The following is a 21,202-nucleotide window of genomic DNA, read 5'->3' as shown; positions in this document are numbered from 1 at the left end:
TCGTTCGCCCGTTGCATCCTGTCAGTCGCGCTCAAGGCGCCTCGCAGGAGATTGCCTACAGTGGCTGCACCCACACAACCGGAGATGGTTGCCCGATCACCCCACGCAGCTATTGCGCCAGCGCCGGAATGCGGAAGTCCTGGCCGGATGGGCTGGATCCACCTTGACATGGGCGACCGCCACGACCAACTCGTATTCACCCGCATTGCCGAAGCGGGCACCGTCGAACGCGGGCTTTCATCTGACGACTTCGATCCGCTCGATGGTCGCCGCAGGACCGCTGCCTGCCATCGGTGCCCGTACTGAACACCCAAAGAACAATGCCAAGGTCAGGAGCGCAGCAGCACTGGCCCATCGCCGCACGTGGTTGATCCTCATGGCGTGCTCCTCGTCTGGAATTCCTGGAACGCAAGCGCAGAACCTGGCCGAAGAATTCTCGCACGACGAAAGCGCCCAAATACCACGAATGACGCTGACGGAGCAAGCGTACTTCAAATTAGTACGTAAGCAATATTTGCCAGCACCCCGGAAGGGCAGAGGATTCCGGAAAAGAGGAGAAGGGGAACAAGAATGAAGAATGCCATTGCTCCGCCCTGTCGGTCGCCCGTGTGCGCCGTCGATGAGTCGTGCGCGCTTGCACCCTTCCTCCTTGCGACGAACAACGAGGGGTTTCAACCATGGGCGTGACGCAGCTGCTGGACTGGCATTGGACGCGCTACGCGCAAGCCGCATGCGTCGTCGTGCTCGCGACCGGATGCGGCGGTGGCGGCACCGGCAACCCGCGTGACAGCGGACCGCAGCAAACGACACTCACCGTTGCCGCGAGCGATGCCGACGGCGACACGCTCAACTACCAATGGCGCGCCACCGCCGGCACCATCGACAACCGCAATGCGCCCACCACGGTGTGGAAGCTGCCCCCGGGGCCGGGCATCCACTTTGCCTATGTGACGGTGTCGGATGGCAAGGGTGGCTACGTGCAGCAGCAGTACGCGGTGTCGTCGGATGCGTTGGAGATCGCGGCACAGGTGCCCGCGCAGGCCCGTCACAAGCCGCCGGCGATTGCGGACTTCAATGGCAGCGCTTTGCGCTTGCGCTTTGACGCAAGCAATGACATGAAATTGACAAGCCCCGACGGCAACTCGGGACTGCGCCAGATCTACCTGCCCGACGTGCCCGTGCAGGTGGTTCACATCAACAGCGGTGCTGTCGTCTTCACCGGCAACTCCGATGCCAATGGCGAAGTGAGCCTCCCCAAGCTGGTCGCCGGCGACACTTACCAGGTTCTTTGTGGCAATGCGCCCGGTTCGGTGCTGCAGAACTGCGACTCGTTTTCGGGAAGCGCCACGGCCAGGGCGATTCAAGTTTCGCGAGCCCCGACCGAGGCCCTCAACCTTCGGTTGTACGGGCACGTCGGCCTCGCAGATGGCGGCGTCTGCGGCACGCAAAGCGAATACTTCCAGCGCTTCTCGAGCGCCACCGTGCAGCTGCTGCAGACCGATGGCGCCATGGTCACGGCGCCACGCCGCGTCAACCGCTTCGGGGACTACATGATCGAGGCAGCAGTGGCGGTGCGCGCGAGCCTGCGGTTGCGCATTTCCTGCGAGGGCTACAGCACCACACTGGACGTGCCCGCGTCCTCGAACCCCGCAGGGTACGTGGTGGGCACCCCGATCGAGTTGTCGCATCAGATCAGCAACAGCCGGCCGAAGATCACGCGGATGGTGGCCAACGGCCCTGACGGCAACGTCCGCGGTCGCATGATCACCTTCAACCAGGGAAGCGGCTCCAACATTCTGCCAGGTGAAGACCAGTTCCTTTCCTACAAGGGCCTGGACACACGCCTGTCTGCTTGCCGCTACTACCGTGCCTTCGGCATGGCAAAGGACTGCGATGCGCAAGGCAACATGGTCGAGCCGGTGACAATGGAAGAGTGGAAACGTGAGCAAGAGCTTCCACCCTACAAGTCGGCCGGCAGGCAAGCCAGCGCCACCTACATCAACAAGATGGACTTGAACCTCGTGCGCCGGATGACGGCCACGGAAAAGGCGCCCGACAACATCGCCTTCCTGGTCTGCAACGCTCCGGGTCCCGATGGCCAGTCACAGAAGGAAGTCGATGACGTCCTTGCCCACGCGCTCGATGGCGAGCGCCTGGTGGCATGCGTAGGCATGGAGTGGTCCGTCACCCCCGGCGCCAACAATAACGAACCCTTCACCAAGTTCGCCACCTTTGGTCCCGACGGTTCGCTCCTGACCTCGATCAACCTCGACGGCCGCGGAGAAAAGTACCTGCCCGGCGCGTGTGTGGCCTGCCACGGCGGCTCGGCCTACAACGGGCGCTTTCCAGAAACAGGCAACCCCTCGCCCTACCTTGGTTCGCGCTTCCTGCCATTCGATACCGCCAATTTCCTGTTCGGCTCGGCAGGCGCGCTGGGCGAGCCCATTCAATCCGCCGATCTGCGGCGCCTGAACCAATTCGTCAGCGCCACCGAGGGCAAAGGCGATACCCCAACACGCCGCCTGGTGAAAGGCTGGTACGAGGCGGGCACCGATACGCCCGACCACGGTTACGTTCCAGAGGCATGGCTCAAGGACGGAAGGCCAGGGGCCCAACGCTTTTATCGGGAAGTGGTTGCCACCTCTTGCCGCACCTGCCACACCGCACTGGGTACGAAATTCGACTGGGATTCCGGGCTCGCTGCCGGGCCGGTAACGCAAATACATGCGTGTGGCGGCTCCCCCTCGCTTGCACAGAACGCAACGATGCCGAATGCCTTGATCACGCGGGACCGCTTGGCTGAAAAGGCGCGTGGAGACCCAACCCTGGCCGCATTGATGCGCGCCTTCCTTGGCTGCGACGGCCCCTTGCCCGACCCCGCCTATCCGGTGCGCTGACAACAACGGCACCTGATCGACCGAACAGGAACACGCATCATGAGAGCCTTCAGATTCACGCCCTATCCGATGTGTCTCGCGGTCTCGCTGATGGCAGGCTGCAGCGCCCCGTCGCCTGGCACGCCCGCTGCGACTTCTGCAACGCCTGCAGCGTCGGCTGCGTCGGCGGCCCCTGCAAGGGTGGCCTCCGCCTCGTCTTCGCCTGCGGACCTGCCGATGCAATGCGCAGCCCCTTCGCAAGAGCTGGAGGCGCCGGAGGCGACCTCCTTCGAAGAGTCGATCGCACGCGCCGGCGCGCGGCTGCTCGACCAGGCGCGCCGCTGCGTGGGTGACGAATCGCGCACATTGGTCGTCGACCCGCTGATCGACGCGAACACCGGCGCGCAAACAGCAAGCACCGTCAAGATGGGCGGCCAGCTCGAATCAATCGTCAAGACCCGGCACGCCAACTGGCGCGTGCAGCCGCTGACGCGCCAAGCCCTGAACGACAAGCCGCTGCTGCTGATTGGCACGCTGACACCGGTCAACGTTAAGCGCTCGATCGACACCGTGCCCGATGCCTTCCGCGTCTGGCTCACGGTGATCGACCTGCGCACCGGGCGAGTCGTCGCCAAGCAGTTGGACCGCTCGACGGTCGGGACCGTCAACCCCGAGCCGCTCAAGTTCTACAGCGACAGCCCGACGTGGCACAAGGACAAGACGGTGTCGGGCTACATCAATTCGTGCCAGGTCAACACGCGCATCGGCGATCCGGCAGACCCCGAATACCTTGCTCGCTTGCCTGCGGCGGCCGTCGTCAACGAGGCCATCATTGCCTACAGCGGCGGACAGGTTCCCGCCGCCAATCAGCTCTACAAGGAGGCCGCCAAGCTGGCTGAACCGGGCGACTTGCGCGTGCTCAACGGCCTGTACCTCACGAACTGGCAACTGGGCAAGCGCGATGAAGCGCGCGAGACCTTCGGCAAGCTCGTGGCATCCGGACTGGAGTCGGAGCGGTTGCCGATGAAGTTTCTCTTTCGGCCCGGCACCACCAGTTTTGAAACCATCGGCGACCTGGACAAGCAGTACGACATCTGGGTCACCACGCTCGCGCAAGAGCTCGGCAAGGCAAAGGCTTGCGTGCGCATCGTGGGCCACACCAGCCGCACCGGCAGCGCCCGTGCCAACGAACGGCTGTCGCGCCAGCGTGCGGAAGCCATGGAAAGCATGCTCGAGCGCGACAACCGCGCGCTGGGCACGCGGCTGACCGCGGCTGGGGTTGGATCACGAGAGGCGCTGGTGGGATTGGGTACTGACGATCTGCGCGACGCGTTGGATCGGCGTGTGGAGTTTCGGGTCGTGGGTTGCGTTTGAGTCAGGAGCTTCAAATGATCAGAGGCACGCTGCTTACCAATTCATTGCGCGCAATCGTTGCGGTGCTTCTGCTCGGCTCGACATTTTCGGCGTCTGCAGCAACAGAAAAGGCTTGGGCTGCCTGGAACAATCGCACGTGCTGGAGCTGCCATAGCAGCACAGGCAGAGTAGACGGCAGGCCCGACTTGTCGAACTCCAGCTATTACGCTTCCAGTTCAGGTTTCCTCAACATGAAGACCGAAGATGACTTCATCAAGGCGCTGGACAAAAGGCCAGTTCCAAGGCCAGTTCCGCCAGTTCCGCCAGATCCGTCCAATCTGTATTACGAGATGATCTTGCTTGCAATTGCAACCGCCCCTAAAGATGTCGACGACCGCAAAGAGCTCTGGAAACTCCTGCTGGATGCACGCGACGGCAGGGCCAGACCGCTTGGGAACAACAAGGATGAATTGATCGCCGATGAGTTGGATTTCGGCAATCAGGTCGCTACGGCGTTTAGCCCCCGCTTTGTCCGGATCGGCAACGAGCGCGGAAATGCCATGGAATACACGGCCAGGATCCAGACGACCGCCGGCTTTACCATCACGGGAAACTCCTGCAACGGGAGCATTTCTGTGGGAGGCCTGGAGTCCAAGGGAACCGTGGCTGGAGGCCAGGTGTGTGACCTCACCATCTCCTTCACATCGACGCCCGCCGACGGTGCGCGCACCACCCAACTCAATGTCGTAATGACTGCGGGAGCCGGCGTCGACGACATCGATCCCCAGCTTCCTCTGAGGCCCATCATTCTCAAGGGCAGGGCCACCGAAGTTCTGAAGGCTGAACTCCGCATCGACGCGCCGCCCTTGTTCCCGAAGATGCCGGACACAGAAGTGGGGAAGACGAGCCCGCCGCAAGAACTCACGCTCAAAAGCGTCGCCCCGACCAAGCTCAGGTTCTCGTTGATCGACGTCGAATCCACGTCGCCGGTTGAGTTCTCGCACAGCACCGACTGCCTCATGGAAACGGACTATGAGATGAACGCCTCCTGCAAGGTGTGGGTGACCTTTAGTCCAAAGCCGGGTGGAGGAGGCAGCGCAAAACTCATCATTCGGCATAACGGCATCGATGAAAAGGTGGAATACGTCTTGAACGGAATTGGCTTGACCAGCCCTCCTGAACCTGACGTCGAGCTATCTCCCATGAATGGTTTGGACTTCGGAAACCAAACCGTCGGTGGCTTGTTCGACACGCGCTCGCTGAGAGTTACCAACTCAGGCAACGTCACTCTCAAGGACATCTCCGTCAGCATCGAGGGGGCGGCTTTCAGCATCGTCGGTGCGACGACCTGCGCCCCTCTGGAACGACAACAGAGCTGCGAAATTCGCGTTCTCTTTTCACCTCCTGCAGTCCAACAGAACTATGTCGGAAAATTGCACGTCAAGAGCAACGCTGGCATCGACAGTGCTGATCTGAAAGGCAACGGGGTCGGAGCGGCCGTTCCGGTACTGAGTTGGAACGGTGCCCCAACTCAAGCGGACTTTGGCATCGTCTCGGTCGGCGCGACGTCCGCAGTGCAATCGGTCATGTTGTTCAACAATGGGCCAGGCGGCGTGACACCTTTGCTCATCAACGCTGTCGGGACCGATTCCGGGATGTTTGAAGTCGTCATCAGCGATTCGCGCGATGAGAAGGCGTGCAAGATCGGTCGCCCGCTGTACGAGAAGGATTCCTGCCGCATTGACCTGCGCTTTAGGCCCGGGAGCCGCGGCGCACGCGGCGCGACCCTGCAGATCGTCTCCGAAGGATCGCCACCGCCGACGATGTCCCTGTCCGGCACGGGCTTGTCAGGCCCGACGCCGAGCCTGCGCTTGCTGCCCACCGACCTTTCACTCGACAACACCCGCGTCGGCAGCGTATCTGCGCCAGGTGAAGTGACGATCCAGAGTACCGGTGCGGGCGTCTTGACGACGCAGAGCATTGCCGTCAGCGGACCGTTCACACTCAGCAACAAGACCTGCCCGGCGACGCCGTTCACGCTTCCGGCTGGTGCGTCATGCACGGTCATCGTTGCCTTTGCCCCGCAGTCCGAAGGTCCCGCCAGCGGCACCTTGACGGTCACCAGCGACGCCAGCCCGCCAAGCCAGTCGGTCGCCCTGTCGGCGCAAGGCGATCCGCGCGCCAGGAGCGGTGGCGGCGGTTGCTCCATGACCAGCGGCCGCTCCCCCACCGATCCAACGCTGTGGGCCCTCGTGCTGCTCGCCTTCGCAGCCCTCTACGCCAGACGCCGTCGGCGCAACGCCCACCGCACATCCCGCGCGGACGCCCGGCAGCCATGAAAGCCGCAGCGCCCGGCCCCACCGCCGCCGCGTCGCTGTTGGCCGCGGGCCTTCTGGCAGCCACCGGGGCCGCGCTGGCAGCCGCATCGGCCCATCCCTGGCCGTTGCTCGTGTCGCTGCTGATCGCACCCGTGCTTGAGGAAACGGTGTTTCGCGCCGGCCTGCACGACCGACTGCTTGATGGCGGCCTTGCCCCCTGGCTGGCCAACCTCATGACGGCGATGGCCTTTTGCGCCGCACACCTGCTGCTCGTCGGCATCCATTGGCAGACCGCGCTGGTGTGGTTGCCCGCCCTGCTGATCGGCGCCGCCTACAACCGCTGGCGGCGTGTGCGCATCTGCATTGCGCTGCACATGGCGATGAATTTGACATGGCTTGCCGCAACGCAAGGCATGGCGTGAATGGATCACAGGCCACGACGAACCACCCATGAAAACGAAGAACAAATTGCGCTGGTGCGCTGCCGTTGGCGGCCTGCTGACCCTGCCCGCCTACGCCCAGTTTGACTACGGCCTCTACGGCGTTGCGGACCTCTCCTATGCCCGCTTCGAGCCCAGCGGTTTCGAGCCCGACTACCGCTTCAACAGCAACTCGCTGTCACCCACGTTCGTGGGGGTCAAGGCGAGCTACGGGTTCGAGAGCGGGTGGACGACCGGCATGGCGCTCGAATCGTTCTTTCGCTTCCAGGACATGAAGTTCGGCCGCAACGACGACGATCCGTTCCTGTCGCGCGAGAACTTCGTGTCGCTGTCGCACCGCGACTACGGCCTGCTTCGTGTCGGCCGCCTTCAATCGCTGCTGTTCAACACCACCGTGCGCTTCAACGCCCTGGGCAATTCAACCTTCTCGCCCTCGGTGCGCCAGCTTTTCACCGCCGGCAATCTCATCGGCGTGCAGGGCGACTTCTACTGGAACGAGGCCATCGGCTACACCACGCCCAACTTCGACGGCATCACCGGCGGCCTGATGGCAGCGCGTGGCGAAAAGTCGAACCCCGGCCGCCTGTACGGCGGCACCGTGGTCATGGCCAAGGGCCTGTTTGCTGGCTCGCTGTCGGCGCAGCGTGTCGACATCGACGATGGTTTCAACGACCCGACGCTGGAAGACACCTGGCAACTCGGCGCGAGCTACAACCTGGGCCTGGCCAAGCTCTTCGGCCAGTACACGCACACGCGCGACAAGGGGCTCGAAGTCAACAGCGACATCGTCTCGGTCGGCGCCTCGATTCCACTGGGCCCGGGCACCGTGCAGGCGCAGATCGCGACGGCCAAGGCCGACGGCATCGCCGTTTCGCGCAAGCAAACGACGACCAGTGCGGCCTACGTCTGGGCATACGACAGCCTGACCGACTTCTACGTCATCGCCATGGACGACCGCGTGCGCGGCCAGACGCGCGGCTTCTCGATTGCGGTCGGGGTGCGCTACAACTTCAATTTCTAGTTGCCTGTAACAGTCGGGTCTGCCAAAGTTGGTCGAACGCCTGCAAACACAGATCAATGCCTGAGGCTGCCAGCGACGGCCATGACCTCTGCCGCCATCGGGAAGATGCTGAGACCGTTGGGCCCGTCGGGCGCCTCGATCCGGACCCAGCCGATGATGCCGGCCGCGTCGACCAGGAAGTGTCCAACCAGTTGAGTGCCGTGGCTTGCGAAAATTGCCTTGTCCGCTTTGTTCAGCTCGAAACCGTCCTTGACGTTGAGTGCGGCCTGGGCTTCCATCGGTTGCAGCGGTTCCGGCAATTCGCCGGTGGGGTTGATGCGCGACGCCATGAATTCCGCCAGGCTTCCCTGATAGGGCCATGCGGGCTGCTCGCGGCTGCCATCGGGCAGGAACTCGCCATAGGGCACGCCGAAGGCCCGGTGCGTGACGCAATCCGGGTCGCACAGAAGCGTGACCGGCGTCGGCCGATGGCGGAAATACAGGCGCGCGTTGTCCAACGGTGTGTTGATCACGGCCAGGGTCTCGACCCCCTCGGCACGCAAGGCCGGCTGTATCTGCGCGAGCTGCAGCAGCTGGCGTCTGCAGAACGGGCAATGCAGCCCGCGATAGAAGCCGATCAGGAACGGGCTGCCGCGCGAGCTGTCGAGCGATACCATTCCTTCGCGGTTGGCCGCCGGAAGCGCAAACGCGGGCGCCAGTTCTCCCGGTTGCACGGGGCGTTTCTGGTCTCCCATGTCAACCTCAACCCTTGGGCGCCGGATAGGCCAGCTTGCCCGCCTTGTCGCTGAAGTTGGTGATGCAGGTAGGCATGCGCGTGTCTCCTTTCTGGAAACCGGGACCCTGCCGAATCAGGGCGGAATTGCCCGGGCAACTGTTTCGCCCCGGGTGGATGCGAGGTCGCTTGTAACGCCTTCAATCAAGGAATGCAACTCAAGTTCCACGCCCCTTCCCCAAGCTGAACTGCTTTATCGCTTGCGGTCGGGGTGCGCTACAACTTCAACTTCTTGCGCGCCCTGACGACCTGCGTCAGTGCAGCTTCACGCGCGGCTCCGTGCGCCGGGTGATGAAGCGCCCCGCCGACGTCAGCGCGGTCTTCCAGAAGCCATGCAGCGCGACCTCGTGCATCTTGTAGAGCGACAGGTACATGCTGCGCGCGAACAGGCCCTCGATCCACAGGTTGCCGCCGACCAGCGCGCCCATCAGGTTGCCGACGGTCGAATACTCCCCCAGGGAAACCAGCGATCCGAAATCGCGATAGCGCCAGGGCCGCATTTCCTCGCCGCGAATACGGCGCTTGAGCTGTCCCACCAGGTGCGAAGCTTGCTGATGGGCGGCCTGGGCGCGCGGCGGCACCGTCGTCGCGTCCTTGTGGCCAAGCCATGGCGCCGCCGCGCAATCGCCAATCGCGAAGATCGATTCGTCGCGCGTGGTTTGCAGGGTTGGGCCGACCACCAGCTGGTTGATGCGGTTCGTCTCGAGCCCGTCGAGCGTGGTCAGGAACTCTGGCGCCTTCACGCCCGCCGCCCACACCACGAGTTCGGCTGGAATCGTTTCGCCGCTGGCGAGTTCCACGCCGTCCGCCGTGACGCCGGTGACGCGGGCGTTGGTGCGCACCTGCACTTTCAGGCGATCGAGCAGCCCGTTGGCGGCACTGGAGATGCGCTCGGGCAATGCCGGCAGGATGCGCGGGCCGGCTTCCAGGAGATTGATGCGGATGTCGCGCTCGGGGTCGATGCGGTCCAGGCCATAGGAGACCAGGGTGCGCGTGGTGTGGTGCAACTCCGCCACCAACTCGACACCCGTGGCACCCGCCCCGATGACGGCCACCTGAAGCTGCTTGGGCGACAGCGGCTCGCTTTGGGCATTGGCGCGCATGCACGCGTTGACCAGCCGGCGGTGAAAGCGGTCGGCCTGCTCCGGCGTCTCCAGCGCGATGGCGTACTCCTTGACGCCCGGCGTTCCGAAGTCGTTGGTGTTGCTGCCCACCGCGATGACCAGCGTGTCGTAGCCGAACACCCGCGCACCCGCGACGTGCTCGCCCTCCCCCGCGTCCACATAAGGCGCCACCTGGACTTCGCGCCGGACCCGGTCCAGCCCGATCATCTCGCCGATGCGGTAGTCGAATCCGTGCCAGTGCGATTGGGCCATGTAGTCGACGGCGCGCGTGTGCACGTCCACCGTGCCGGCGGCGATTTCATGCAGGTGCGGTTTCCAGAAGTGCGTCCGCTCGCGTTCGATCAGCGTGACGTGCGCCAGCTTTTTCTTTGCCAGCTTGTGCCCGAGCCGGGTGGCCAGTTCGAGCCCGCCCGCACCGCCGCCGACGATCACGATGCGATGCAAGTCCTGCCGTGCGGAGGCGGCCGGATGCGCGGCCGCGGCGCTGCTGCCTGGCTGGGGCGTGGACGCAAACCGTGCATTCGGTTCTGGCGCGGCGATGCTGTCGCGCGCTTCTGTTGAATCAGGGCTCATTCGAGGTTTGGCCTTCGTTTGAATTGCTGCGCCGCCAACTTGCGGCGCGGGATGACTCTTTGACCTTGACCCGGCAAAGCGAGTCAGGCCGGGAACTGTTGCAAGGCACTGTCCGTGCCCATGCCCCCTCAATACCACCCGGCGTCCCCTTTTGCAAGAGCGCCGGCCGGGACAACGGGCGGGCGCCGAACGCGTCAACCTGGCAACTGTTGCCTGCGAACGCGATCCGCAACCCGCTTAGTGATAACACGTATTTCGAGGGGCGTGGGGCAAAACGAAAGCAGTTTGAAAGCCCTCATCCATACGATCGTTTCCAACCCGTGACGCCTCACCGGCTGCATGAACCAATGCAGCGAAGTCACGAAAAACACAACGAATTGGAGACACCCGTGGCCCCTGCCCCCTTCAACCCCAGCGGCCATCGGCCCGCCCCGGAGCGCACCCCATGAACATGAGCAACCGCAACTTCGTCAGGGGGCTGTGCCTCATGGCCATCGCCCTGCTTTTTGGCGTGGTGGCGCTCAGGTACAACATCGGTGAGCTGGCCAGATCAGGCCCCGGGCTGTTCCCGCTGATGGTGAGCTCCTTCCTGTTCGTGATCGGCCTGCTCACCGTCGTGCGCTCGCACTTCGTCGAGCAGGTGCCCCTGAGCTACAACGTCAAGAACATCGCCCTGATCCTGCTGAGCCTGGTCGGCTTCGCGGTGCTGTCGGAATTCATCAACATGATCCTCGGCATCGTGTTCCTGGTGTTCTGCTCCACCCTGGCGGGCACCTCGTATTCGGTGGTGCGCAACATCAAGATCTCGGTGGGCCTCGTCGCCGTGGCCTTTGCTTTCAAAGACCTTCTCGGCCTTAACCTGCCGCTCTACTGATGGACATCCTGCACAACCTCGCGTTCGGCTTCGAACAAGCCCTGACGCTGCAGAACCTGCTGTATTGCGCCCTCGGTTGCACCGTGGGCACGCTGGTGGGCTTGCTGCCGGGCTTGGGCCCCTTGTCCACCATCAGCCTGCTGCTGCCGCTGACCTATTCCATTCCCACCGGCGGTGCGCTGATCATGCTGGCCGGCATCTACTACGGCGCGCAATACGGTGACAGCGTGAGCGCCATCACGATGAAGATCCCGCATGCGAGCAGCATCGTGGCCTGCATCGATGGCTACCAGATGACGCTCAAGGGCAAGACCGGCCTGGCCTTGTTCACCGCGGGCATCTCCAGCTTCATCGGCGGCACGGTGGCCATCATCGTGCTGTCGACCATGGCGCCGATGCTGGGCGAAGTGGGCTTCCTGTTCGGCCCGGCCGACTATTGCGCCTTGATGCTGCTGGGCTTTTTCTGCGTGAGCTTCGTCTCCAGCGGCAGCCTGCTGAACGGCCTGGCCATGGCCATGGTCGGCGTGCTGCTCGGCATGGTCGGCACCGACGTCAACAGCGGCGTGGCGCGCTACACCATGGACCTGCCCTTCCTGCTGGATGGCATCGGCCTCATCAGCATCGCGCTGGGATGCTTCGGCATTGCGGAGGTCGTGAAAAACCTCGACAGCAAGAACGTGCTCACACCCTTCAACGGCAAGATCAATCTCATCCCGACCTGGCCCGAGTTCAAGCGCATCATCCCCAGCGCCCTGCGCGGCAGCGTGATTGGCTCCGTCCTGGGCATCCTGCCCGGTGGCGGCCCGACGATCGCGCAGTTTGCGGCCTACGCCGCCGACAAGCGCTTCAGCAAGTACAAGGACGAAATCGGCACCGGCGCCATCGAGGGCGTGGCGGGGCAAGCGGCGGCAGACGAAGCCGCGGCCCGCACCAGCTTCATCCCGCTCATGGCCATTGGCATTCCGGAAAACGCCGTCATGGCGCTGATGATGGCGGCCTTCATCGTCAAGGGCATCCAGCCCGGCCCGAACATGATCGCCAGCCACCCCGACCTCTTCTGGGGCCTGGTGGCCAGCATGTGGGTGGGCAACTGTTTCCTGGTGGTCCTGAACGTGCCGCTGGTGCGCTACTGGCTGTCGGTGTTCAAGATCCCCTACACGGTGCTCTTTCCGGCGATTTTGTTTTTCTGCTGCATCGGCACCTTCAGCATCAACAACAGCCTGGACGACATCTACACGACCGCCGTGTTCGGCCTGATCGGCTACATGTTCCTGCGGCTGGACATGGAGGCGGCACCGCTGATGCTGGGCTTCATCCTGGGGCCGATGCTGGAAGAAAATTTCCGACGTGCGATGCTGCTCAGCCGAGGATCGTTCAGCGGCTTCGTCACGCGCCCGATCAGCGCGACGCTGCTCTCGGTGATCGCCATCGTGGTGGTGTGGCAATCCATCGCGTTCTTCATGAAGCTGCGCAAGTCCCGCGGTCCGCTCCATGTGGAGCCCGCGCCGGTCCACGAATAGCCCGGGTCATCCCTGCCAGACGCCGTAGCCCTTGCGGCGCAGCGCGATGCCCAGCTCGACCTCCATCGACCGTGCCTCCTCGTAGGTCATCGGATTGAAGCGCTCGTAGAGCTCGGGCAGCAGGCGCAGCCCGTAGGCCGTGACGAAGGCGTTGGCCTGGATGCCGGCCTTGTGCTTGTCGAAGCGCAGGTCGGGGTCCAGCCCCGTCATGCCGACATAGACAAAGGGGCAGCCCAGTTGCCAGTCAGGATTGGCACGCCGAAAGCGGCCGTGGTTCCAGACGCGGTCGTCCAGTTCGACGACATAGACGCTGTGGCGTCCCTTGCGGGGCATCAGTTGCGCCCCGGCTTGGCCGGGCGGTGCAGGTTGTCCTTGAGAGGCTTGCGCCCCATCACGGCCCTTCTTCGGGGATTCGTCGGCACTGCGGCACCTTCGTCAAAATGCGGATCGATCGGGGCGGAAATCATAGTCCGGGCGCGCGCCTCGCCTCCTGCACTACGCCTTAAGTGCAATCGCCCAGGCAACCTATTCCCACTACGATCCCCCCGCGCCACCAACGGGCGCGCAGGAGTCGGCATGGCAACGAAGGGCAACGGCACGGTGGGCGATGCGGCCAGCAATGGCTTGTGGTTCTGGCCCCAGGGCTGGAGTTGGCCGGCGCTCGCGCCGCGCAATCTCTACCAGCCGATCAGCAGCGACTTTTCGGTGGGCAGCCTCATCAGCGTGACCAACGTGAACTCGTCGGCACCGGACATCGAGCGTGACGTGCTGCAGCAGCACAGCTACGGGCGCCAGATCGGACGGCTGCTGGACGCGGTCGCGCTGCTGGTGGAGCGCCTGCCCGAGAAGGTGAAGCAGGACGAACGCGTCGTCGCCCTGGAGCAACTCGTGCAGGACGTCGAAGACATCAAGGACGCTGCGCGCAAACCCCGCCTGCAACGGCTCGAGGAACAGATCGATGCGCTGAAGCGCGACGACCCGAAAGCCTACGAGACGCTGCTCAGGAAACTGGCGCCCGACGACGCCGCCACGACGCCGACGCGGCTGACGGCGTGATGTGTCATCACGGGCAGCTGCCGATCACGTAGTAGTCGGCGCCCGTGCGCTTCAGTGTCGTCGTGAAGAACACGTTCCACAGCCCCATGTTCTGGTTCGAGCCGTTGGCGTAGGCATATCCGAAGATCATGTGCGCGCGGCCGGCGCTCACGTGCGCATAGTTCGACGCCGTGTAGCACACCGCCGCCTCGCCACCGGACGTGGTGCCTGTGGCCGGCGCCGACATGGCGCCTTCGAGCCCCGACCCGTCGACGGCCGCAACGGTCCACGAATACTGCGTGGCGGCTGCGAGGCCCGTGTCCGTGTAGGAGGTCCCGGCAACCGGCGAGGTGTTCGACTTGCTGCCGTTGCGGTAGACGTTGTAGCCCTGCGCGGCCGCCACCGCGCTCCAGCCGATGGTCATGCTGCTGGACGTTGCCGCAGACAGCGTGACGCCGGTCGGTGCGGGCAACGCGCCGCCGCCGCCGCCTCCCCCGCCCCCGCCGCTCCCCGAAGACAGCTGGTCGACCATCGCCTTGATCGCCACCTGCTGGCTGCCCGCGCGCTGCGCGAAGTTGCTGCCATACCAGCCGATCCAGTCCCAGCAGCCATTCGGGTTGGCGAGCGATCCGCTGGCGGAGGTCGGGCGGCTGGTGTTGTCCACGCGCGTCTGCGGGAACAGCACGACGATGCGATTGGTGTCGGCCCAGCGGCTGTAGCCGGTGTTCTTGATGAAGCGGTCGCCGACGGTCGCGTAGTTCTGCTGGCAGCCGTGCAGCGCCACGTGCACACGGCAGGCCGTCGTGCCGTTCGCGCAGGCCGCAGGCACGTAGACCCATCCAGTCGGCGCCATGCCGGGGTTGCTGGTGAAGGCCGTCTGGTCGAACTCGATGTAGTTGGCCGCGCCGGGCGCGTCGTTGCGGGCGTTGAGCGGGCCGTAGAGCTTGGTCAGCACCGCCTTGGCGCCGTCGTAGCTGCAGTTGCTGATGTAGGGCGACGAGGCGGAGCCGCATCCGTTGTTGCCCGTGGCATCGAAGTCCGTCGGAAAGGTGTGGGCCGCTCCGGCGCGCTTCACGTATTCCATGTTGGCCGCCGTCACGCCGTTCGCGGTGTACTGCGTCTGCACAGCGTTCATCGGGTTCGGCCCGACGGTGGTGTCGCTGTTGCCAACGAACAGGTAGACCTTCTGCTGCGCCACGTTTGTCTTGTTGTCGATGGCCGTGCCGCTCCAGTTGTTGATGTCGGCCTGCATTGTGTTCAGCATCTGGGTGCTGATGGACGCGTTGTACATGCAGGCCGTGTAGTTGCTGTGGCCCGCGCACATGTACGGGCCGGCGGCAAAGACGCCCACGCCGCGGAAGGTTGATGAATAGGCGTAGCCGAGCTGGTTGGCCATGAAGCCGCCCGACGACAGACCCGACACGGTCGTGGCGGTCGTGTCGATGTTCAGTTTTGGCAGCGGGACTGCTGACCGCGCCGGAAACGCCGGCAGCAGCATGGCCGCGACGGCGGCGAGAACGAGCTTGCGCATCAGGTTGTCTCCTTGAAATTTTTCCTTGACCGGGATGGGCGACCGCTGCGGATGGCGGCGCGCCACTGACAATGGCCTCTCAGCCCGACGCGCGATGGTTGAAGGTGTAGTCGCCAATCAGGCGCTCACCCGACGGGTCGACCGCGACCAGTCGCATGTGCTCCACGTAGGAGGGCATCTTTCTGAGCCGCGCGGCAGGCATGACGAAAACCACCTCGCCGCTGGCCGCGTCGAAGGGAATGTCGGCGGCGCGAAACTCGGGCTCGCCCGGAACGCCGACCCGCACGAGATCGAGCCGCTCGATGCCGGACAAGGGCGCGCTCAAGCGGCTGATCAACACGTCGTCCTGCGGGTCGATGCTGCAGTTGACACTTCCGTTGCGCTCGACCCGGTACTCGCGCAGCCGAAGCCCCCGCCCGGAGAGCCGCCGCGGGAAATCCGCGCCAACGGCCGTGCCGAACAGCCCGGCGTTGAAGGCGCCTCGCACACCCTCGCCCAATGCGATGATTTCGTCCAGTTGCGCGCCGCAGGCATCGCAGCCGAGCAGGTGTTCGTCGACCTGCTGTGTGCGCGCATCGTCGAGTTCGCCAAGCCAATGCTCGACGAGCGTGTCGAATGCGATTGGCTGGCGGCAGGCCGGTGGCGCTGAGTTCATTGCGGCCCCACACCGACGCAGTCGCGCAGGCGCGCCAGCCCGCGGTGGCGCATCACGCGGACGTTGCCAGCCGTGGTGCCGAGCATGGAAGCGACATCGTCGGCCGTGCGCTCCTCGTAGAAGCTGAGAACGATCACGCTGCGCTCGCGCTCGGCCAGGCGCTGCAGGCAGTCGGCCACGCGCTCGTGGTCCAGCCGCGGCTCGATGGAGATGTCGGCCACGGACAGCACGTCGCCCCACTGTTCGAGCAGCCTTTCATGGCGCGACTCGCCGCGCAGTTGCTCCAGCAGCGCCATGCGGCAGGTGCCGAATACGAAAGAGACGATGCGCCCCGGCTCACGGACCTTGCCCTCGCGCAGATGCTCGATGACGCGCACCATGACGAGTTGCATCAGGTCGTTGGCCGCGTGCCCGTCGCGCAAATGGCGCAAGCCGTAGCGGCGCACGCGCGGCGCCATGCGGCGATAGAAATCGGCCTCCGCTGAATGGTCGAGCCCGGGCGCCGCGGCCGCAATGCGCATGGCGATGAACGCCTCCTCGCACGGTGCGTCCTCATCTGCCGCAAGCTCGACGGACATCGCAGCTCGTTCCATGGGGCGCGAGCATAGCGGCAGAATCGGCAGAGCGCACGCGCTGTAACGCGCGCCGGGTTCGTGACACATCCTGTCCCCAACACCCTTCGTCAAGGAGCATTTCGATGATCACCAACAACGAGTCCGGCACCAGCATCCACGAGATCGCCGATGGCATCTACCGCATCAACACGCCCTTTGCGCTGCCGGGCGGCGCGTTCAGCTTCAACCAGTACCTTGTGGTCGATGACGAGCCCCTGCTGTTCCACACCGGGCTGCGGCAGTTGTTCCCGCTGGTGCGCGAGGCGGTCGATGCCGTCATGCCGGCATCGGGGCTGCGCCACATCAGCTTCTCGCATGTCGAGGCGGACGAGTGCGGATCGCTCAACCAGTGGCTGGCCATCGCACCGCAGGCCGCTCCCCTGTGCAGCCAGGTCGCGGCGATGGTGTCCATCACCGACCTGGCCGACCGGCCGCCACGCGCGCTGGCGGATGGCGAGACGCTGTCGCTCGGCCGGCACACCCTCCGCTGGTTCGACGCGCCGCACGTGCCGCACGGCTGGGAATGCGGGCTGATGATGGACGAGCGCACCGGCACCCTCTTCTGCGGCGACCTGTTCACGCAGCCGGGCAATGGCGAAGCGGCGCTCATCGAGTCGGACATTCTTGGGCCGAGCGAGGAGTTCCGAAAGGCGATGGACTACTACGCGCATTCGCCGCAAACCGGGGAGATCCTGGCGCGACTGGCTGCCCAGCGGCCCACCACGCTGGCGTGCATGCATGGAAGCGCATGGCGCGGCGACGGAGGTGCCATGTTGCGTCATCTGGCGGAAGCGCTCGGGGCGCGCTGATCGCACGTTCGCGAGTCTGCGCGGGCCAGTGCAACAAGAAAGAATTTGTGCAGCGTGGCGCTGCCTATTCACTGTGCATTTTGTCCGGCGCAAGGCAGCACGCCGGTTTGGAGCACCCCACCACGAGATATCCACAGAGTCGTCCACCGCCAGGGTGGACAACCAAGGCTTGACTTTCTCGAAATGGTGCACTGCACAAACGACTTTTTCATTGTGTGGTGCGCCAATTCGGTGCCGACTTCGCCGGTCGACGTGGGGCGCATGCGCGAACGCGGTGCGCTGCTTGTCCACAGTGCGTCACGCGACCTTGACACCGCGTCATCGCCTGCCGTCGTCCTGAATCCGGTCCCGAACGGCCCTGGACGCGCGTCGATAAACCATGACCATGACGATCAAGCCCACCAGGGCCGTCAGGTTCAACGCCAGCGCGAGAAAGAACAGAAGCCCCGGCTCGTCCATCAAGACAAGCGCCACAGCCAGCGACGTCGCCCACAATGCGCCCCACCGCAAGATGTACATGTCCATGTAGGTCTTGAGCCAGATGTCGTTCCTGCGATAGACCGCTTCGGCTTCGCCTGCAGACGCCCCGGGCGGAACCTGCTCGAGCAAGCCCTTGGGCGACCAGAAGCGACTCCAGATCGACGCGCGGCGAGGTTCTGGAGCGCTCATCGCGCAGACACCTGAGCACGCACGGGCCTTGCGCCACCCGCTCGCCGCCGCCCCTGCGCCAGGTTGGCAGTCATCATCGCCGCCACCAGCGTGACCAGCCACGAGAAGTACACCCACAGCAGGAACATCGGAAGCACCGCGAAGGCCCCGTACAGCGCCTTGTACGTCGGCACCTTGACGAGGTAAGCGGTAAAGCCGCGCTTGCCCAGTTCAAAGGCCAGGCTGGCCGTCACGCCGCCCGCGACGGCGTCGCGCAGCCGCACCGTGGTGTTCGGAACGAAGTAGAACAGGCTGGTCAGTGCAGTCACGCCGAGCATGAAGGGCCCGAGGTCAAGCACGAACGCCAGGGAAGGCGGCGGCGCGCCGATCAGCCCGATCGAAATGCCCAGCAGATACGAGGTGGCCCACAAGCTCAAACCCAGCACGGGCGGCCCGACCGCCAGCACGATCAGGTACAAGCCAACCCGCTTGAAGAAGGGCCTGTTCTTCCTGACCTCCCACATCTGGTTCATCGCGTTCTCCACGGTCAGCAACATCGCGACGGCCGTGCACAGCAGGAAGAGCGAGCCAATCCACGTCAGGCCGCTGGCGTTGGCGGCGAACTGGTTCAGGTACTTCAGCACCGTGCGTGCGATGTCGGCTGGCAGCAGCCGGCTGAGCAGCAGGTCCTGAAGCGCGTCCTTGAAGCGCCTGAACATCGGGAAGCGCATGAACAGCGCAAAGCTCGCCGCCAGCAAGGGCACGATGGACAGCAAGGTCGTGAACGTCAGGCTCCCGGCAACCTGGGGCAAGCGCTCTTTCCTGGCGCGGTGAATGGTCAAGCGGGTCAGGGTCAACATGGATCGCGGGTGGGGGAACACAACTGGTTTGGCGGCGCGAAAGACTTCTGCCGCTGGACGGCGATTGTGAAGGCTCTTCCCTGCGGCCCTCGGGGCGTCTGTCGCGGACCGCCACAATCCCAGCTTTCGTTCGTTCCCCAGACGCTTGCCAAAAGCAGGCGCCTGGGACCGACACCCCGGCAAAGGATCCCCACATGGAATCGGTTGACGCCGCCACTTTCGACGAGTCCTACTACCAACGCTACTACTTCGACAAGAAGACCAAGGTGGCGGACCCGCTGCACGTGGAGCGCCTGGGGGCCTTTGTCTGCTCCTATCTGAAATACCTGCGTGTGCCGGTGCGCCGGGTGCTGGACGTGGGCTGCGGCGTCGGGCTGTGGCGTGACATCGTGGCGAGGCACTTCCCGCAGGCCAGCTTTCATGGCGTGGAGGTCAGCGAGTACCTGTGCAAGCGCTACGGCTGGGAGCGCGGTTCGGTGGTGGATTACCAGGCCGGGGAGCCCTTCGACTTGGTCATCTGCCAAGGCGTGCTGGCCTACCTGAGCCCGCCGGACCTGAAGCGCGCGCTGCGCAACCTCGGTGCGTTGAGCAAGGGCGCCCTCTACCTGGAGGTCGTGACGCAAGAGGACTACGAACGCGACATCGTGGACGAAGACCTGACCGACCCGCAACTCTTTCGTCACCGCGCCGAGGTGTACCGGCGCGGCCTGTCGCGGCAGTTCAGGGAACTGGGCGGTGGCATGTGGCTCAGCCGGCGCTCGGATGTGCCGCTGTTCGCGCTGGAGTGCGCGGCGCAATAGTTGCGAACCCGTCGTCGCGCAAGGGGGTGGCACTGGCGACGTTGCCGACACGCCACTCGAGCGGTTGAATCGCTGCAAGATTTGCAACTGCAAGTGGTCACCCACACCGCAGGGCAACACTCGGTTGCGTGTACTGCAAGCTGCGATTTGGTCGCATGTGTTTTTCGGCTTCAATGAACGCGGCTGAAGGTCCTGATCAACACCCTACTTCGTGAGGCTTTTCATGTTCAACCGACGCGCCATTGCGGCTTGCTGCGTGCTTGCCCTTCCCTATGCCGCCTGCCATGCGCAGACCGTCTTCTCATCGGATCAACAATACTTCGACGACCGCTGGTACATCACGCCTTTCGGCGCCTACGTCAAACCGGACACCGACCGCCGTGCAGACGACGGTTGGGGCGGCGGGCTGGCCGTCGGCAAGCCGATCAGCCCCTACTGGAACATCGAGTTGCGCAGCCAGTACGAGGAACTCGATTCGGACTTGAACAACCTCACCAAATACAAGAACTGGAGCGCCTCGCTCGACGCGCAGTGGTTCTTCCTGGGCCGCCAGGGCTTGCGCTCCTGGCAGCCGGGCAGCGTGCAGCCCTACCTCGTGGCCGGCATCGGCGCCATCAATGACAAGGTGAGCACGCCCACGGGCAGCGACAACAAGACGAGTTTCATGGCCAATGCGGGCCTGGGCATCGTCTGGCCCTTTGCCTCGTGGGGCCGCCTGGTGGCCGATGCGCGCTACCGCTATGACGACAACAGCAACAGGTTCATCAACAACCAGGGGCACTTCGACGACTGGCTCTTCACGGTGGGCCTGCAGATCCCGCTCGGGCCGGCCCCGCGCGTGGCACAGGCGCCGCCGCCCTCGCCCCCGCCGGCGGTGATCGCCCCGCCTCCTCCGCCGCCACCGCCGCCGCCGTCGCGAAATATCCAGATCGCAGCCGACGGTACGTTTGCGTTCAACAAGGCTGAGTTGACCCCTGTTGGCCGCACCCGCCTCGACACCGCGCTGCAGGAACTCAAGGCCGCGAACTTCCGGCCGCGCTCGATCGTCATCGTGGGATACACCGATCCGCTGGGCAGCACCGAGTACAACCAGCGCCTGTCCGTGGCCCGCGCGAACGCCGTGCGTGACCACCTGGTGAGGCAGGGCGTGCCGGCCAACGTGATCCAGACCGAAGGCCGCGGTGAGACCGAGCTCAAGGTCACGGAAGCCGATTGCAAGGGCCAGGGCAAGGCGAAGAACCGCACGGCGCTCATTGCCTGCCTGGAGCCCGATCGCCGCGTCGAAATCCGCGCCACGGGCGAACAGGGGCCTTGAACGCAGCGCCGGACTGGTGTTCGGCTGCAAGAGCATGCGCCGGCTGCGAGGAAGGCCGGCGAGC

At 64.6% G+C, this 21,202-nt stretch carries 20 protein-coding genes; 12 read left to right on the top strand and 8 right to left on the bottom strand.

Annotated features, from left to right (window positions below; translation table 11 throughout):
• The first annotated feature begins 88 nt into the window (after positions 1 to 88).
• The 6 genes from QTI66_RS01465 (at position 89) to QTI66_RS01440 (ending at position 8,008) form a co-directional block, all read left to right on the top strand.
• On the top strand, positions 89 to 574 hold the full coding sequence (locus QTI66_RS01465) for a hypothetical protein (RefSeq protein WP_286556987.1): 486 nt from the start codon (positions 89 to 91) through the stop codon (positions 572 to 574).
• Between the two features lie 103 nt (positions 575 to 677).
• Positions 678 to 2,897, top strand: a complete 2,220-nt coding sequence (locus QTI66_RS01460) for a hypothetical protein (RefSeq protein WP_286556985.1) — start codon at positions 678 to 680, stop codon at positions 2,895 to 2,897.
• A gap of 39 nt (positions 2,898 to 2,936) precedes the next feature.
• On the top strand, positions 2,937 to 4,250 hold the full coding sequence (locus QTI66_RS01455; RefSeq protein WP_286556984.1) for an OmpA family protein: 1,314 nt from the start codon (positions 2,937 to 2,939) through the stop codon (positions 4,248 to 4,250).
• A 14-nt stretch (positions 4,251 to 4,264) separates the two neighbouring features.
• A complete protein-coding gene (locus QTI66_RS01450) occupies positions 4,265 to 6,568 on the top strand; it encodes a choice-of-anchor D domain-containing protein (RefSeq protein ID WP_286556982.1) in 2,304 nt (767 codons plus the stop codon).
• Positions 6,565 to 6,969 carry a JDVT-CTERM system glutamic-type intramembrane protease gene (locus tag QTI66_RS01445; RefSeq protein WP_286556980.1) on the top strand — a complete coding sequence of 135 codons (405 nt, stop codon included), beginning with the start codon at positions 6,565 to 6,567 and terminating at the stop codon, positions 6,967 to 6,969. Before QTI66_RS01450 ends, QTI66_RS01445 begins: the two co-directional genes overlap by 4 nt.
• 28 nt (positions 6,970 to 6,997) lie before the next feature.
• Positions 6,998 to 8,008 (top strand): porin, encoded by a 1,011-nt coding sequence (locus tag QTI66_RS01440; RefSeq protein ID WP_286556979.1) that lies wholly within the window; start codon positions 6,998 to 7,000, stop codon positions 8,006 to 8,008.
• 53 nt (positions 8,009 to 8,061) lie between these two features.
• Here QTI66_RS01440 and QTI66_RS01435 read toward each other — a convergent pair whose 3' ends face one another.
• Both QTI66_RS01435 and QTI66_RS01430 read right to left on the bottom strand, forming a co-directional pair.
• Positions 8,062 to 8,742, bottom strand: coding sequence for a redoxin domain-containing protein (locus tag QTI66_RS01435; protein ID WP_286556977.1), 681 nt, complete (start codon positions 8,740 to 8,742; stop codon positions 8,062 to 8,064).
• Positions 8,743 to 9,034: 292 nt separating this feature from the next.
• Positions 9,035 to 10,477, bottom strand: a complete 1,443-nt coding sequence (locus QTI66_RS01430) for an NAD(P)/FAD-dependent oxidoreductase (RefSeq protein ID WP_286556975.1) — start codon at positions 10,475 to 10,477, stop codon at positions 9,035 to 9,037.
• Positions 10,478 to 10,928: 451 nt separating this feature from the next.
• Between QTI66_RS01430 and QTI66_RS01425 the strand changes: the two genes are divergently transcribed.
• Positions 10,929 to 11,351 carry a tripartite tricarboxylate transporter TctB family protein gene (locus tag QTI66_RS01425; protein WP_286557790.1) on the top strand — a complete coding sequence of 141 codons (423 nt, stop codon included), beginning with the start codon at positions 10,929 to 10,931 and terminating at the stop codon, positions 11,349 to 11,351.
• A complete protein-coding gene (locus tag QTI66_RS01420; protein ID WP_286556974.1) occupies positions 11,351 to 12,871 on the top strand; it encodes a tripartite tricarboxylate transporter permease in 1,521 nt (506 codons plus the stop codon). Before QTI66_RS01425 ends, QTI66_RS01420 begins: the two co-directional genes overlap by 1 nt.
• A 6-nt stretch (positions 12,872 to 12,877) precedes the next feature.
• On the opposite strand, the gene QTI66_RS01415 is transcribed toward QTI66_RS01420, so the two are convergent.
• Positions 12,878 to 13,204 carry a hypothetical protein gene (locus tag QTI66_RS01415; protein ID WP_286556972.1) on the bottom strand — a complete coding sequence of 109 codons (327 nt, stop codon included), beginning with the start codon at positions 13,202 to 13,204 and terminating at the stop codon, positions 12,878 to 12,880.
• Positions 13,205 to 13,447: 243 nt separating this feature from the next.
• Between QTI66_RS01415 and QTI66_RS01410 the strand changes: the two genes are divergently transcribed.
• The gene (locus tag QTI66_RS01410) at positions 13,448 to 13,927 is read left to right on the top strand and encodes a hypothetical protein (RefSeq protein WP_286556970.1); all 480 of its coding nucleotides are present in this window, start codon (positions 13,448 to 13,450) and stop codon (positions 13,925 to 13,927) included.
• A gap of 7 nt (positions 13,928 to 13,934) precedes the next feature.
• Here QTI66_RS01410 and QTI66_RS01405 read toward each other — a convergent pair whose 3' ends face one another.
• From QTI66_RS01405 to QTI66_RS01395, 3 genes are all read right to left on the bottom strand, one after another.
• Positions 13,935 to 15,437: an extracellular catalytic domain type 2 short-chain-length polyhydroxyalkanoate depolymerase gene (locus QTI66_RS01405; protein ID WP_286556969.1), complete on the bottom strand. Its 1,503-nt coding sequence runs from the start codon at positions 15,435 to 15,437 to the stop codon at positions 13,935 to 13,937.
• Between the two features lie 79 nt (positions 15,438 to 15,516).
• The gene (locus QTI66_RS01400) at positions 15,517 to 16,092 is read right to left on the bottom strand and encodes an anti-sigma factor family protein (RefSeq protein WP_286556968.1); all 576 of its coding nucleotides are present in this window, start codon (positions 16,090 to 16,092) and stop codon (positions 15,517 to 15,519) included.
• Positions 16,089 to 16,670: an RNA polymerase sigma factor gene (locus QTI66_RS01395; protein WP_286556966.1), complete on the bottom strand. Its 582-nt coding sequence runs from the start codon at positions 16,668 to 16,670 to the stop codon at positions 16,089 to 16,091. The genes QTI66_RS01400 and QTI66_RS01395 overlap by 4 nt, the downstream gene beginning before the upstream one ends.
• 119 nt (positions 16,671 to 16,789) lie before the next feature.
• Here QTI66_RS01395 and QTI66_RS01390 point away from each other — a divergent pair, with 119 nt between their 5' ends.
• Positions 16,790 to 17,515: an oxygen-binding di-iron domain-containing protein gene (locus tag QTI66_RS01390; protein ID WP_286556963.1), complete on the top strand. Its 726-nt coding sequence runs from the start codon at positions 16,790 to 16,792 to the stop codon at positions 17,513 to 17,515.
• Between the two features lie 318 nt (positions 17,516 to 17,833).
• On the opposite strand, the gene QTI66_RS01385 is transcribed toward QTI66_RS01390, so the two are convergent.
• Positions 17,834 to 18,184 carry a hypothetical protein gene (locus tag QTI66_RS01385; protein ID WP_286556961.1) on the bottom strand — a complete coding sequence of 117 codons (351 nt, stop codon included), beginning with the start codon at positions 18,182 to 18,184 and terminating at the stop codon, positions 17,834 to 17,836.
• The gene (locus QTI66_RS01380; protein WP_286556958.1) at positions 18,181 to 19,023 is read right to left on the bottom strand and encodes a YihY family inner membrane protein; all 843 of its coding nucleotides are present in this window, start codon (positions 19,021 to 19,023) and stop codon (positions 18,181 to 18,183) included. Before QTI66_RS01380 ends, QTI66_RS01385 begins: the two co-directional genes overlap by 4 nt.
• A 194-nt stretch (positions 19,024 to 19,217) precedes the next feature.
• Between QTI66_RS01380 and QTI66_RS01375 the strand changes: the two genes are divergently transcribed.
• Positions 19,218 to 19,823, top strand: coding sequence for a class I SAM-dependent methyltransferase (locus QTI66_RS01375; protein ID WP_286556957.1), 606 nt, complete (start codon positions 19,218 to 19,220; stop codon positions 19,821 to 19,823).
• A gap of 223 nt (positions 19,824 to 20,046) precedes the next feature.
• Positions 20,047 to 21,138: an OmpA family protein gene (locus tag QTI66_RS01370; RefSeq protein ID WP_286556955.1), complete on the top strand. Its 1,092-nt coding sequence runs from the start codon at positions 20,047 to 20,049 to the stop codon at positions 21,136 to 21,138.
• The last annotated feature ends 64 nt before the right edge of the window (positions 21,139 to 21,202 follow it).

Origin of the sequence: Variovorax brevis (assembly GCF_030317105.1) — a bacterium.
GTDB lineage: Bacteria > Pseudomonadota > Gammaproteobacteria > Burkholderiales > Burkholderiaceae_C > Variovorax > Variovorax brevis.
Note: the sequence above shows the minus strand (reverse complement) of the source record. Positions and strands in the feature narration are given on the sequence as shown.

Bases quoted from the DNA above. Each gene is read 5' to 3' on its own strand.
- QTI66_RS01460 (WP_286556985.1), top strand. From the start codon at position 678: ATGGGCGTGACGCAGCTGCTGGACTGGCATTGGACGCGCTACGCGCAA.
- QTI66_RS01455 (WP_286556984.1), top strand. From the start codon at position 2,937: ATGAGAGCCTTCAGATTCACGCCCTATCCGATGTGTCTCGCGGTCTCG.
- QTI66_RS01450 (WP_286556982.1), top strand. From the start codon at position 4,265: ATGATCAGAGGCACGCTGCTTACCAATTCATTGCGCGCAATCGTTGCG.
- QTI66_RS01445 (WP_286556980.1), top strand. From the start codon at position 6,565: ATGAAAGCCGCAGCGCCCGGCCCCACCGCCGCCGCGTCGCTGTTGGCC.
- QTI66_RS01440 (WP_286556979.1), top strand. From the start codon at position 6,998: ATGAAAACGAAGAACAAATTGCGCTGGTGCGCTGCCGTTGGCGGCCTG.
- QTI66_RS01435 (WP_286556977.1), bottom strand. From the start codon at position 8,742: ATGGGAGACCAGAAACGCCCCGTGCAACCGGGAGAACTGGCGCCCGCG.
- QTI66_RS01430 (WP_286556975.1), bottom strand. From the start codon at position 10,477: ATGAGCCCTGATTCAACAGAAGCGCGCGACAGCATCGCCGCGCCAGAA.
- QTI66_RS01425 (WP_286557790.1), top strand. From the start codon at position 10,929: ATGAGCAACCGCAACTTCGTCAGGGGGCTGTGCCTCATGGCCATCGCC.
- QTI66_RS01420 (WP_286556974.1), top strand. From the start codon at position 11,351: ATGGACATCCTGCACAACCTCGCGTTCGGCTTCGAACAAGCCCTGACG.
- QTI66_RS01415 (WP_286556972.1), bottom strand. From the start codon at position 13,204: ATGCCCCGCAAGGGACGCCACAGCGTCTATGTCGTCGAACTGGACGAC.
- QTI66_RS01410 (WP_286556970.1), top strand. From the start codon at position 13,448: ATGGCAACGAAGGGCAACGGCACGGTGGGCGATGCGGCCAGCAATGGC.
- QTI66_RS01405 (WP_286556969.1), bottom strand. From the start codon at position 15,437: ATGCGCAAGCTCGTTCTCGCCGCCGTCGCGGCCATGCTGCTGCCGGCG.
- QTI66_RS01400 (WP_286556968.1), bottom strand. From the start codon at position 16,092: ATGAACTCAGCGCCACCGGCCTGCCGCCAGCCAATCGCATTCGACACG.
- QTI66_RS01395 (WP_286556966.1), bottom strand. From the start codon at position 16,670: ATGTCCGTCGAGCTTGCGGCAGATGAGGACGCACCGTGCGAGGAGGCG.
- QTI66_RS01390 (WP_286556963.1), top strand. From the start codon at position 16,790: ATGATCACCAACAACGAGTCCGGCACCAGCATCCACGAGATCGCCGAT.
- QTI66_RS01385 (WP_286556961.1), bottom strand. From the start codon at position 18,184: ATGAGCGCTCCAGAACCTCGCCGCGCGTCGATCTGGAGTCGCTTCTGG.
- QTI66_RS01380 (WP_286556958.1), bottom strand. From the start codon at position 19,023: ATGTTGACCCTGACCCGCTTGACCATTCACCGCGCCAGGAAAGAGCGC.
- QTI66_RS01375 (WP_286556957.1), top strand. From the start codon at position 19,218: ATGGAATCGGTTGACGCCGCCACTTTCGACGAGTCCTACTACCAACGC.
- QTI66_RS01370 (WP_286556955.1), top strand. From the start codon at position 20,047: ATGTTCAACCGACGCGCCATTGCGGCTTGCTGCGTGCTTGCCCTTCCC.